This window comes from Rhizobacter sp. P3_C12 (genome assembly GCF_056402735.1).
In genome coordinates, this window is record NZ_JBFUGW010000191.1 from 1 (window position 1) to 12368 (window position 12368).

The window sequence follows — 12368 nt, forward strand, 5'->3', positions numbered from 1 at the left end:
GGCGCGTGCCTGCGCCGAGCGCGACCTGCTCGTCATCGACGATTTCCTGCCCGATCCGCAGGCCTTCCGCGCCGAGGCGCTGCGACTGTGCGCGAYGCAGGCGCAGCGCTCGGCGAACGGCAACTTCCCCGRCGTGCAGACGCCGCCGCAGCCGGTCGGCGCGACGATGCAGCGCATCGCCGACATGCTGGGCCGCGCGGTCAAGTGGGATTCGCCGGACAACGGCGCGTTGCGCGTGAGCCTGGCGAGCGACGACGCGCGGGCCGACGTGCACGTCGACAACCCGACGCTGCCGCACATCTTCGGCGGCGTGCTGTACCTGAGCCGGCCGGAAGACTGCCGCGGCGGCACGCGCTTCTACCGGCACCGCGCCACCGGCCACGACCGCCGGCCCGACGATGCCGCGCTGGCCGGCATGGGCCATGCGTCGTTCCTCGATTTCCAGAAGCGCCACCTGCCGATCAACCGGCGGCTGCCGTTCGCCGAATGGCAGCAGCAGCGCGATGCGACCTGGGAGTTCCTGTTCGAGGTGCCGATGCGCTTCAACCGGCTGATCGTGTTCCGCAGCGATTTCTTCCACGCGATCACGGAACTGTTCGGCGACCGCGCGGAATCAGGCCGGCTGGTGCAGCTGTTCCACTTCGAAGCGCAGCGCTGAGCGCACCCCGTTCAGGCTGAGCCTGTCGAAGCCCCGTCTCGTCAGTCCAGCCGCAGCCCGTCCAGCGAGACCCCGCACAGCTCGGCCAGCGCCTCGACCGCCAGCGCGTGATCCTCGCGCTGCGGCAGGCCCGAGACCGTCACCGCACCGATGCAGCCGCTGCCCGCGACCCGGATCGGGAAGCTGCCGCCGTGGTCCGCGTAGTCGCGCAGCGGCAGCCCCATCTTCGACTCGAGCGTGCCGCCGTCCTGCGCGTTGTCCAGCCCCACGCGGTAGGAGCTGCGGTGCAGCAGCTCGACGGTGTTGCGCTTGCGGCGCGCCCAGTCGGCATTCGACGGCGAGGTGCCCGGCATCGCGCAGAAGAACACCGTTTCGCGCGCCAGGCGCACCTCGATCGTGATCGCGACCCCGCGCGCTTCGGCCAATTCCTTCAGCCGCGAGCCCAAGGCCCATGCGGTGGCCTCATCGAAGTGTTTCATTTGAAAACAATCCTCTTGCAGGGCAATCGTTTTCAGATCTTTTTCGAGGTTCATGGCGGGGTCTGAAGCCGTTTGAAGGGGGGGCGGAGGGGCGTTTGAGCCTCCGACTGTATCGGCAGACCCCGAAATCCATGCATCCACCGCATGCGTCACCTTAGGTGAATGCATGGGTTGGAGACACTGTGCGCATTCGACGCGGCCGGCCTTTGACACCCGGGGGCTTTCTGGTCCGACGTCTGCGATCCCACGGATCGCTTCCATCCCTTCTACGACCTCCTCTTTTTTGAAGGATTGGCCCATGCCGTCCCTGACCGAAACCTTGTTCACCTCCCCGGCGCTGCTCGCCTTCGGCGCGATCGCCTTGCTCGTGGCGGCCTCGTTCGCGCTCGGTGCGCTCAGCCGCCTGCCGCCTCGAACACGCGAGCGGCGCATCGGCGTCGCGCTGGCGCTCGCGGCGTTGCTGGCCGCCCACGGGCTGGGCTGGCTCGCGCTGCAGGATTTCCAGCGCCAGCTCGCCGAGGCCCGGCTGCACGCGGCCGATGACGCGATGGCGAGCGATGCCCTGGCCTACCTGGCACACCGCTGCGACAGCGAGCGCCACCTGACGATCTCGAGCGAGGCGAGCCGCGTGCCGGCGAACGAGGGTGTGCTGCTCGACATTGAGCATGTGCGCCGCCCCGAGCCGGACGACGTGCCGCCCGTCGACTGGTTCGATCCGCTGGATGCGCGGCAGGTGCTGGCCACGTCGACCTTCGTCTTCGTCGAGCAGGACCGGCGCATGACATCGCGTGGCGCGATCTCGGTGACGGCGCATCGTCTGTGGTGGGAATCCACCGGGCATGCCTTGCTGCCGCCCGCGAACACCGAGGAGTTCATGGCGCGGCTGGTGCAGGTCGAGCTGTCCCAGTCGATCGAAGGGCCGGTGCGCGCCAGCACGGCGCGCTACCTGCTGACGGTGCAGGACACGTCGACCCTCGAGGACCRCAGCCACGGGGTCGCGCGAATCGAGCTGCGCCTGTTCGATCGGCGGTGGGGTGCGCCGATGGCGGAGTACGTCGGATTCGTGGCGAACCTGCTGCCTGCCTGGCCGCTGCAGCGCGGCCCGGCATCGCGGGGGATCCAGCCCTGCAGCGGGCCGGAGCAGGCGTTCACGACGGCGGAAGCGGGGTTCGACGTGATCGGGTTCTTCCTGGTGCGGGGTGTGCGTGTGGCCAAGGTGCGGCCGAAGTTGATGACTTGACTCACGCGATGGGCTGCTGCTGCATCGAGTCATTGGGCCGCTCCCCGACGATGTCAGAATCCGCCCGTTCTCAACCAGGAGCATGAACGTGGCAATGGACGTGGTGGACTACGAGATCAAGGGCTCGGAGATGCAGTTCGTCGAGGTCGAACTCGACCCGGGCGAAGCGGCGGTCGGCGAGGCCGGCAGCATGATGTACATGGATGCCGGCATCGGCATGGACACCGTCTTCGGCGACGGCTCGGCCAGCCAGGGCGGCATCTTCGGCAAGCTGCTCGGCGCCGGCAAGCGGTTGATCACCGGCGAGTCGCTGTTCACCACCGTCTACACCAACCAGGGTCAGGGCAAGCGCAAGGTCGCGTTCGCGGCGCCGTACCCCGGCAAGATCCTGCCGATGGACCTGCGCCAGCTCGGCGGCACGCTGATCTGCCAGAAGGATGCCTTCCTGTGCGCCGCCAAGGGCGTGTCGCTCGGCATCTTCTTCCAGCAGAAGCTGTCGGTCGGCTTCTTCGGCGGCGAGGGCTTCGTGATGCAGAAGCTCGAGGGCGACGGCCTCGCCTTCGTGCACGCCGGCGGCACCGTGCTGAAGCGCGAGCTGCAGCCCGGCCAGACGCTGCTGATCGACACCGGCTGCATCGTCGCGCTGACGCCCAACGTCAACTTCGAGATCCAGTACGTCGGCAAGATCAAGACCGCGCTGTTCGGTGGTGAGGGCCTGTTCTTCGCGAAGGTCACCGGGCCGGGCACGGTGTGGCTGCAGAGCCTGCCGTTCTCGCGCCTCGCGTCGCGCGTGTTCGCGGCCGCGCCGCAGAACGGCGGGCGGCGTGAAGAGGGTTCGGTGCTGGGCGGTTTCGCCGGCGGCGGCCTGCTCGGCGGCATCCTCGGCGGGGACGATGAATAACGCCTGACTTTGACGAAGCGCAGAACAGAAAGGCGCTCGCAGGCCATTTTGAAGGTGGGCGCACGCTGCGCCCGCCTAAAATGCTGGTTTCTCCTGTTGGTGCCGGTCTTGAAACTGCTGTCTGCGTTGCCCCGTCTCTCGTCGCTCGTCCTGTCGGCCTTCTGCCTGGCCGCCCCGCTCGGGGCGCAGGCCGCGGACGCAGTCAAGCCGCCGATCTTCGTGCTGAACTCGCTCGACGCGTCGATCAGCGTGATCGACCCGAAGACCTTCACCGAGATCCGCCGCATTCCCACCGGCAAGGAACCGCACCACCTCTACCTGACGCCCGACGAGAAATCGCTGATCGTCGCCAACGCGCTGAGCGATTCGCTGACGCTGGTCGACCCGGTCACCGCCGAGGTGCAGCGCACGATCACCAAGATCCCCGACCCGTACCACCTGCGCTTCTCGCCCGACATGAAGTGGTTCGTCACCGCAGCGAACCGGCTGAACCACATCGACATCTACCGCTGGGAGCCGGCCGACGCGGCCAACCCGATGAAGCTCGCCGGCCGCGTGCCGGCATCGCGCACGCCCAGCCATCTGTCGATCGACAGCAAGAGCAGCGTCATCTATTCGTCGATGCAGGACAGCGACGAGCTGATGGCGATCGACATCGCGACCCAGAAGCCGCGCTGGAAGATCACCGTCGGCAAGCTGCCGGCCGATGTCTACCTGACGCCCGACGACAAGCTGCTGCTGGTCGGCCTCACCGGCGACGAGTTCGTCGAGGTCTACGACGTGAGCCAGGCGCAGCCGAAGCTCGTCAAGCGCATCCTGACCGGCGCCGGCGCGCATGCGTTCCGCAGCCGCGGCGACGGCCAGCATGTGTTCGTCAGCAACCGTGTCGCCAACACCATCAGCATGATCGACACCCGCACGCTGAGCGTGGTCGACACCTACCCGGCGCCGGGCGGCCCCGACTGCATCGACGTGCTGGCCGACGGCAAGACGCTGCTCGTCAGCTCGCGCTGGGCACGCAAGCTCACGCTGATCGACATCGAGAAGAAGCAGGTGATCCGCCAGGTGGCGGTGGGCCGCTCGCCGCACGGGGTGTGGACGCTCGAGCATGCGTCGCGCCGCTAGCCCCGTCGTTGTCGCCGCCCTGACCGCAGCCCTGATCGCGGCGCTGGCCGCACCGGCCCACGCGGCCGGCTGCGACAAGCCGGTCTACCTGACGCTGGACACCGGCCACATGGGCGTGGCCCCGCTGGTCGCCGACGTGCTGAATCGCCAGCAGGTGAAGGCGACCTTCTTCCTCGCCAACGAGAAGACGAAGACCGACGGCACGAGCCTCGATGACGAATGGGCGCCGTGGTGGAAGGCGCGCGCGGCCGAAGGCCACCTGTTCGGCTCGCACACCTTCGACCACGTGTATTGGGTGGCCGATGTGAAAACGGGCCAGAAGGGTGGCGGCTTCAAGGTGCGGCCCAGCGCCGGCCCCAACGCGGGCAAGCTGCTGACCTGGACCGCGGCCGAGTACTGCGCCGAGCTGCAGCGCCCGGCCGACCGCTTCCGCGCGATGACCGGGCAGGCGATGCCGCATCTGTTCCGGGCGCCCGGCGGCAAGACCTCGCCGGCGCTGCTGGCCGCGGCCAAGGCCTGCGGCTGGACCCACGTGCCGTGGAGTGCCGCCGGCTTCCTCGGTGACGAACTGCCGAGCGATCGCTACCCGAATGCGCAACTTTTGCAGCGCGCGCTGGATCACATCCGGCCGGGCGACGTGATGCTGGCCCACCTGGGCATCTGGTCGCGCCAGGACCCGTGGGCGCCGGCGGTGCTCGAGCCGCTGATCCAGGGGCTCAAGCAACGCGGCTTCTGCTTCGCCACCCTGCGCGACCACCCCGCCTACCGGGATGCAGCGCAACGCTGATCCCTTCTGCCGAACACGCTCGCCATGCTCGATTCCCTGCTGCTTGCCTTCACCGACGCCTTCGGCCGCGTGCAGCAGGCGCTGTTCGAAGGCGTCGTGCAGCCACTCGCCTTCCAGCTCGGGCTCGGCAATGTCGTCGAGGATGCGTTCGATGCCACCGGCTGGCTGCTGGTCGGCCTGCTGCAGATCGTCGTGCTGCTGGTGGTGTTCGGCGCGCTGGAGCGCTGGCGCCCGGTCGAGCCGGTGACCGACCGGCGCGCGGTGCGCATCGACGTGCTGTACACGCTGATCCACCGGTTGGGGCTGTTCCGCGTCGGTTTGTTCTTCGCGGTCGATCCGCTGTTCGACGAGGCCTTCGGTGCTGCGCGGCTGGCGGGCCTGCCGACCTGGCAGTTCGACGAGTGGTTCGGGCCGTGGTGGCCGGGCGTCACCGATACCGCGTGGTTCAGCTTCGTTGCCTACCTGCTGGTGTTCGACTTCGTCGACTACTGGATCCACCGCGGCCAGCACCAGTTCCACTGGTGGTGGGGGCTGCATTCGCTGCACCACAGCCAGCGGCAGATGACGATGTGGAGCGACAACCGCAACCACCTGCTCGATGACCTGATCCGCGACAGCGTGATCGTCGTCGTCGCGCGGCTGATCGGCATCCCGCCGGGGCAGTTCATCGCGGTGGTGGCCTGCACGCAGCTGCTGGAGAGCCTGTCGCATGCGAACCTGCGGGTGTGGTTCGGCACGGTGTTCGAGCGCGTGCTGGTCAGCCCGCGCTTCCACCGGCTGCACCACAGCATCGGCCTGGGGCATGAGACCGCAGGGCAGGGCACGCTGGGCGGGCACAACTTCGCGGTGCTGTTCCCGGTGTGGGACGTGTTGTTCCGCACCGGCAACTTCGAGATCCGCTACGACCCGACGGGCATCCGCGACCAGTTGCCCGAGGCGGGCGGACGCGAGTACGGGCAGGGGTTCTGGCACCAGCAGTGGCTCGGACTGCGTCGCATGCTCGGCCGCTAGCGAGCGCAGCAACCGGGGCCTCGGGTATCCTGCCGCGCCATGGTCAAGCCTCTCTTCGATTCCTTCTGGCGCGCCGCCGCCTACTGCCTGCATCCGCGCGTCATCGTCCTGTCGCTGCTGCCGTTGTTCCTGCTGGTCGGCCTCACGTTCGGCCTCGGCTACTTCTTCTGGGAAGCCGCGATCGATGGCGTGCGCGACCTGTTCAATGCGTGGGACCTGCTGCACGCCCTCTTCAACTGGCTCGAGAGCATCGGCGCCGGCAACCTGAAGTCGGTGCTCGGCCCGCTGGTGGTGATCTTCCTCGCGACGCCGGTGCTGGTGCTGCTGTCGCTGCTGGTGGTCGCGACGATGATGACGCCGGCCATGCTGAACCTGGTGGCGCAGCGCCGCTTCCCGCTGCTGGAGCGCCGCCGCGGCGGCACCTTCCTCGGCAGCGTCGTCGTGAGCCTAGGCTCGACGGCGATCGCGGTCGTCGCGCTGATCGCGTCGATCCCGCTGTGGTTCGTGCCGCTGATGGTGCTCATCGTGCCGCCGCTGATCTGGGGCTGGCTCACCTACCGCGTGATGGTCTACGACGTGCTGTCCGAGCACGCCAGCAAGGACGAGCGGCGCGAGCTGGTGCGCCGCTACCGCACCAGCTTCCTCGGCCTCGGCATCGCGACCGGCTACCTCGGCGCCGCGCCGTCGCTGGTGTGGGCCTCGGGCCTGATGTTCGTCGCGCTCGCGCCGATCCTGGTGCCGGTCGCGATCTGGATCTACACGCTGGTGTTCGCGTTCTCGTCGCTGTGGTTCGCACACTTCGCGCTGGCCGCGCTGGCCGAGCTGCGCGCCGAGCAGCAGCTCGCCGCCGCGGTGGTGGCGCCGCCGGTCGATCCGACGCCGCTTCCGCTGCCCCCCGCATAGCTCCACCCACAAGGCTTTCCGCATGAACTTCGGCCTGATCATCATCGGCGACGAGATCCTGTCCGGCAAACGCGAGGACAAGCACCTGCCCAAGGTGATCGCGCTGCTCGGCGAACGCGGCATCCCGCTCTCGTGGGCGCGCTACGTCGGCGACGACCCCGCCCGCATCACCGCCCACCTGCGCGAGGCCTTCGCGAGCGGCGACGTGGTGTTCTCGTGCGGCGGCATCGGCGCCACGCCCGACGACCACACGCGCCAGTGCGCCGCCGATGCGCTCGGCGTGCCGCTGGCGCTCCATCCGCAGGCGCGCGAGCTGATCCTCGAGCGCATGCGCGACATCGCCGCCGAGCAGGGCCTGCCGTACGAGCCCGAGCGCGCCGACAACCTGCACCGGCTCAACATGGGCATGTTCCCCGAAGGCGCGCAGATCATCCCGAACCCCTACAACAAGATCGCCGGTTTCTCGGTCGGCCATGTGCACTTCGTGCCCGGCTTCCCGGTGATGGCCTGGCCGATGGTGCAGTGGGTGCTCGACGAGCGCTACACCGCCGAGCACCGCAGCGAGCGCCCGCGCGAGCAGTCGGTCATCGTGTTCGGCGCGATGGAGTCGACCCTCACGCCGCTGATGGAGGCCATCGAGGCCCGCTTCGACGGCGTCAAGGTGTTCAGCCTGCCGAGCGTCGACCACCCGCAGTGGGGGCGCCACATCGAGCTGGGCGTCAAGGGCGCGGCCGCACCGGTGGCCGAGGCCTTCGCCGAGTTGCTGGCCGGGCTGCGTGGCCATGGTGCGCAGCTGGGCCCCGAGTTGGTGCGATGAGGGCTGGAACTCTTGTCCAGCATGGTGCTGCGCGGCGCACCAAAGTGGCGTCACCGCCCCCCATCCATCGCGGTTCCGAGGCCCTCGCTCACCCGGTGGATCGCATCCCGGCAGGGGCCGCGCCGTCATCGGGCGCGGGCATGCTTTCTGCTACATTCCTGTGCGCATTTCCAGGCCCCTCCCGGCACTGAAACTGTCGTTGTACCAATCCCACTCACCCCACAAGCCTCTCGCTAGGAGAACCTGATGGCAAAGACCGTCGCCGACGTGATGAAGATGGTGAAGGAAAGCGAGGTCAAGTTCGTTGACTTCCGCTTCACCGATACCCGCGGCAAAGAGCAACACGTTTCGGTGCCCCTGTCTGCGTTCGACGAAGACAAGTTCATCTCCGGCCATGCCTTCGACGRTTCGTCGATCGCCGGCTGGAAGGGCATCGAGGCTTCCGACATGCTGTTGATGCCGGACCCGAACACGGCCAACATCGACCCGTTCTTCGAAGAGCCGACGCTGATCCTCACCTGCGACGTGATCGAGCCCACCGACGGCAAGCCCTATGAACGCGACCCGCGTTCGCTGGCCAAGCGTGCCGAGGCCTACCTGAAGTCGTCGGGCATCGGCGACACCGCCTTCTTCGGTCCGGAACCCGAGTTCTTCATCTTCGACAGCGTGCGCTGGAACGTGGACATGTCCGGTTCGTTCTCGAAGATCGAGTCCGAGGAAGCCGCCTGGAACACCGGCAAGGAATACGACCACGGCAACTCCGGCTACCGTCCGGCGGTCAAGGGCGGCTACTTCCCGGTGCCCCCGGTCGACAGCGCGCAGGACCTGCGCTCCGAGATGTGCCTGATCCTCGAATCGCTGGGCATCCCGGTCGAAGTGCATCACCACGAAGTGGCGAATGCCGGCCAGATGGAAATCGGCACCAAGTTCAGCTCGCTGGTGCAGCGCGCCGACTGGCTGCAGCTGCAGAAGTACGTGATCCACAACGTGGCCCACGCCTACGGCAAGACGGCCACCTTCATGCCCAAGCCGATCGTCGGCGACAACGGCTCCGGCATGCACGTGCACCAGTCGGTCTGGAAGGACGGCAAGAACCTGTTCGCCGGTGACGGCTATGCCGGCCTGAGCGAATTCGCGCTGTTCTACATCGGCGGCATCATCAAGCACGCCCGCGCGCTGAACGCGATCACGAACCCCGGCACCAACAGCTACAAGCGCCTGGTCCCGGGCTTCGAAGCCCCGGTCAAGCTGGCCTACTCGGCCAAGAACCGCTCGGCCTCGATCCGCATTCCGTACGTCGCCAACCCGAAGGGCCGCCGCATCGAAGCGCGCTTCCCGGACCCGCTGGCGAACCCGTACCTGGCGTTCTCGGCCCTGCTGATGGCCGGCATCGACGGCGTGGAGAACAAGATCCATCCGGGCGAAGCCGCCACGAAGGACCTGTACCACCTGCCGCCGGAAGAAGACGCGAAGATCCCGACCGTCTGCCACAGCCTCGACCAGGCGCTGGACTACCTGGACAAGGACCGCGCGTTCCTGACCAAGGGCGGTGTCTTCACCGATGCTTACCTTGATGCGTACATCGAACTGAAGATGCAGGAGGTCACGCGCTTCCGCATGACGACCCATCCGGTCGAGTTCGACATGTACTACAGCGCCTGATCTGCGGCGCCTGATGGCGGCGCGGAACCCGGACGGGGGCTGAAGGCTCTCAGATCCAACGGTTCCGCCACCGACATGACGAGAAGGGACGGCATGCGCCGTCCCTTTTTACATGGCGGGATCGGCCACAATCCACCAGATCCCACGGCCCGAGGTATCTCTCATGCGCTCTCACCGAACCACGACCCGTCGCGTGCTCACACTGGTTGCCGTTGCCACCGTGATCACCCTGCCTGCCCGGGCCGCCGAAGAAAAGACCGTCTACCGCTGCCCCGGCAACCCGGTGCTCTACACCGACACGCTGTCCGCGAAGGAAGCCAAGGAGAAGGGCTGCAAGACGCTCGAGGGCACGCCGATCACCGTGGTGCAGGGCCAGCGCCCGGCGAAGGCCGCCTCGGGCGCGGCGACCTCGGGCCAGAACCGGGTCGACCCGAACGACCAGCGCGCCCGTGACAGCGATGCACGCCGCATCCTCGAGGCCGAGCTGAAGAAGGAAGAAGACGCGCTGGCCGAGATGCAGAAGGCCTACAACAACGGCGAACCCGAACGGCAGGGCGACGAGAAGAACTACCAGAAGTACATCGACCGCGTCGCCGAGATGAAGGCCAGCCTGATGCGCAAGGAAAGCGACATCGCCGCGCTCAAGCGGGAAATCGCGAAGCTGCAGTGAACAACCCGGTGAACAAGCCGGTGAGCAAGCCCAAGCCCGCGCGACCGGCGCTGCCGGGCGACCTGCCCGGGCGCTACGAGGCCTTCGACCACCTCGCGACGATGGTCGCGGTGGTGCGCGACGACGGCAGCTGCCTGTTCGCCAATGCCGCGTTCGAGAACGTGCTGGGCCTGCCGCGGCGCAGCGTGCTGGGCGGCTCGCTGTTCGAGTGGTTCATCGATGCCAACTCGGTGCGCGACACCGTGGCCGCGGTCGTGCGCAACGATTTCTCCACCAGCCGCTTCGAAGCCCTGCTGCGCCGGCCGGTGTCGGCCCATGGCGATGCGCTGCCGGTGCACGTGATCGTGAACCAGCTCGACCGGGCGAACGAGGCGATCGTCGAGCTGGTGGAAATCGAGCAGCAGACCCGGCAAGACCGCGAGGAGCGCGCACTCGGCCAGGCGCGCGCCAACAAGGAGCTGATCCGCAACCTGGCGCACGAGATCAAGAACCCGCTCGGCGGCATCCGCGGCGCGGCGCAGCTGCTCGAGATGGAGGTCGAGTCGCGCGCGCTGACCGAGTACACGCAGGTCATCATCCAGGAGGCCGACCGGCTGCAGGCGCTGGTCGACCGGCTGCTCGCGCCGCACCGCAAGCCGCACGTGGTGAGCGACGTCAACATCCACGAGGTCTGCGAGCGGGTGCGCTCGCTGATCATTGCCGAGTTCCCGCGCGGTCTCGCGGTGCAGCGCGACTACGACATCTCGATCCCCGATTTCCGCGGCGACCGCGAGCAGCTGATCCAGGCGGTGCTCAACATCGCACACAACGCGGCGCAGGCGCTGTCAGAGCGCATCCAGCAGGGCGACGCCTGCATCACGCTGCGCACGCGCATCGCGCGCCAGGTCACGCTGGGCAAGCAGCGCTATCGATTGGCACTGGACTTGCATATCGAGGACAACGGCCCGGGAATACCGGAGTCGATCYGGGATCGCATTTTTTACCCGCTGGTATCGGGGCGCGATGGCGGGTCGGGCTTGGGACTCACGCTGGCGCAGACGTTCGTGCAGCAACACCAGGGCATGATCGAATGCGAGAGCAAGCCGGGCCAGACCCTTTTCAAGATCGTGATCCCGTTGCCCTGAGCCAGAAGCCCGGGGCGGGCGGGACCGGAACCACAGGCAGGGCATGAAACCCATCTGGATCGTTGACGACGACCAATCCATCCGCTTCGTGCTGGAGAAGGCACTGGCGCGTGAAGACCTCGCGGTGCGCAGCTTCACGAACCCGCGGGACGTGCTGATCGCGCTCGAGGACGACGAACCCCAGGTTCTCGTATCCGACATCCGGATGCCGGGCGGCTCGGGCATCGAGTTGCTGAGCAAGGTCAAGGAGCGGCATCCGGGCCTGCCGGTCATCATCATGACGGCCTACTCCGACCTGGACAGCGCGGTCAGCGCGTTCCAGGGCGGGGCCTTCGAGTACCTGCCGAAGCCGTTCGACGTGCCGAAGGCCGTCGAGCTGATCCGCCGCGCGCTCGACGAGAGCATGCGCGAGGAGGTGCGCGACGAGCGCATGGCGCAGATGCCCGAGATGCTGGGCCAGGCACCGGCGATGCAGGACGTGTTCCGCGCGATCGGGCGGCTGAGCCAGAGCGTGGTGACGGTGCTGATCACCGGCGAATCGGGCTCGGGCAAGGAGCTGGTCGCGCAGGCGCTGCACAAGCACAGCCCGCGCGCGAGCGGGCCGTTCGTCGCGATCAACACCGCGGCGATCCCGAAGGACCTGCTCGAAAGCGAGCTGTTCGGCCATGAGCGTGGCGCGTTCACCGGCGCGCAGACGACGCGGCGCGGGCGCTTCGAGCAGGCCGACGGCGGCACGCTGTTCCTCGACGAGATCGGCGACATGCCGTTCGACCTGCAGACGCGGCTGCTGCGCGTGCTGAGCGACGGCCAGTTCTACCGCGTCGGCGGGCACAACCCGTTGCGCAGCAATGTGCGGGTGATCGCGGCGACGCACCAGAACCTGGAGGAGCGGGTCAAGCTCGGTGCCTTCCGTGAGGACCTGTTTCACCGCCTGAACGTGATCCGGCTGCGGCTGCCGGCGCTGCGCGAGCGGCGCGAGGACGTGCCGTCG

General features: G+C 67.8%; 13 protein-coding genes. 12 read left to right on the forward strand and 1 reads right to left on the reverse strand.

All coding sequences use genetic code 11. From position 1 onward, the window contains the following. The coding region (locus AC1DXV_RS24075) for a DUF6445 family protein (RefSeq protein ID WP_477935896.1) at positions 1-658 on the forward strand (658 nt) is incomplete at its 5' end. Between the two features lie 41 nt (positions 659-699). Here AC1DXV_RS24075 and AC1DXV_RS24080 read toward each other — a convergent pair. Continuing rightward, complete coding sequence (locus AC1DXV_RS24080) at positions 700-1191, reverse strand: heme-degrading domain-containing protein (RefSeq protein ID WP_477935898.1); 492 nt, start codon at positions 1189-1191, stop codon at positions 700-702. 244 nt (positions 1192-1435) lie between these two features. Here AC1DXV_RS24080 and AC1DXV_RS24085 point away from each other — a divergent pair, with 244 nt between their 5' ends. The 11 genes from AC1DXV_RS24085 to AC1DXV_RS24135 form a co-directional block, all read left to right on the forward strand. Further along, positions 1436-2377 (forward strand): hypothetical protein, encoded by a 942-nt coding sequence (locus tag AC1DXV_RS24085; RefSeq protein WP_477935900.1) that lies wholly within the window; start codon positions 1436-1438, stop codon positions 2375-2377. 88 nt (positions 2378-2465) lie between these two features. Continuing rightward, entirely contained in the window at positions 2466-3278 is an 813-nt protein-coding gene (locus AC1DXV_RS24090; protein WP_477870294.1) for a TIGR00266 family protein, read from the forward strand. Between the two features lie 108 nt (positions 3279-3386). After that, positions 3387-4403 (forward strand): YncE family protein, encoded by a 1017-nt coding sequence (locus tag AC1DXV_RS24095; RefSeq protein ID WP_477870290.1) that lies wholly within the window; start codon positions 3387-3389, stop codon positions 4401-4403. Beyond that, positions 4387-5190, forward strand: a complete 804-nt coding sequence (locus AC1DXV_RS24100; RefSeq protein ID WP_477870288.1) for a polysaccharide deacetylase family protein — start codon at positions 4387-4389, stop codon at positions 5188-5190. Before AC1DXV_RS24095 ends, AC1DXV_RS24100 begins: the two co-directional genes overlap by 17 nt. A gap of 24 nt (positions 5191-5214) precedes the next feature. Next, positions 5215-6201: a sterol desaturase family protein gene (locus tag AC1DXV_RS24105; protein WP_477935902.1), complete on the forward strand. Its 987-nt coding sequence runs from the start codon at positions 5215-5217 to the stop codon at positions 6199-6201. 39 nt (positions 6202-6240) lie between these two features. Continuing rightward, positions 6241-7104 (forward strand): EI24 domain-containing protein, encoded by an 864-nt coding sequence (locus tag AC1DXV_RS24110; RefSeq protein ID WP_477871147.1) that lies wholly within the window; start codon positions 6241-6243, stop codon positions 7102-7104. Between the two features lie 22 nt (positions 7105-7126). Next, positions 7127-7921 carry a competence/damage-inducible protein A gene (locus AC1DXV_RS24115; protein WP_477871145.1) on the forward strand — a complete coding sequence of 265 codons (795 nt, stop codon included), beginning with the start codon at positions 7127-7129 and terminating at the stop codon, positions 7919-7921. 246 nt (positions 7922-8167) lie between these two features. Continuing rightward, on the forward strand, positions 8168-9583 hold the full coding sequence (gene glnA, locus AC1DXV_RS24120) for a type I glutamate--ammonia ligase (protein WP_477935904.1): 1416 nt from the start codon (positions 8168-8170) through the stop codon (positions 9581-9583). Between the two features lie 193 nt (positions 9584-9776). Continuing rightward, the gene (locus AC1DXV_RS24125) at positions 9777-10253 is read left to right on the forward strand and encodes a hypothetical protein (RefSeq protein ID WP_477873844.1); all 477 of its coding nucleotides are present in this window, start codon (positions 9777-9779) and stop codon (positions 10251-10253) included. Positions 10254-10273: 20 nt separating this feature from the next. Beyond that, the gene (gene glnL, locus AC1DXV_RS24130) at positions 10274-11377 is read left to right on the forward strand and encodes a nitrogen regulation protein NR(II) (RefSeq protein WP_477935908.1); all 1104 of its coding nucleotides are present in this window, start codon (positions 10274-10276) and stop codon (positions 11375-11377) included. A gap of 43 nt (positions 11378-11420) precedes the next feature. Then, positions 11421-12368, forward strand: a 948-nt coding sequence (locus AC1DXV_RS24135; protein ID WP_477935906.1) for a sigma 54-interacting transcriptional regulator, incomplete at its 3' end; no start/stop codon positions are given.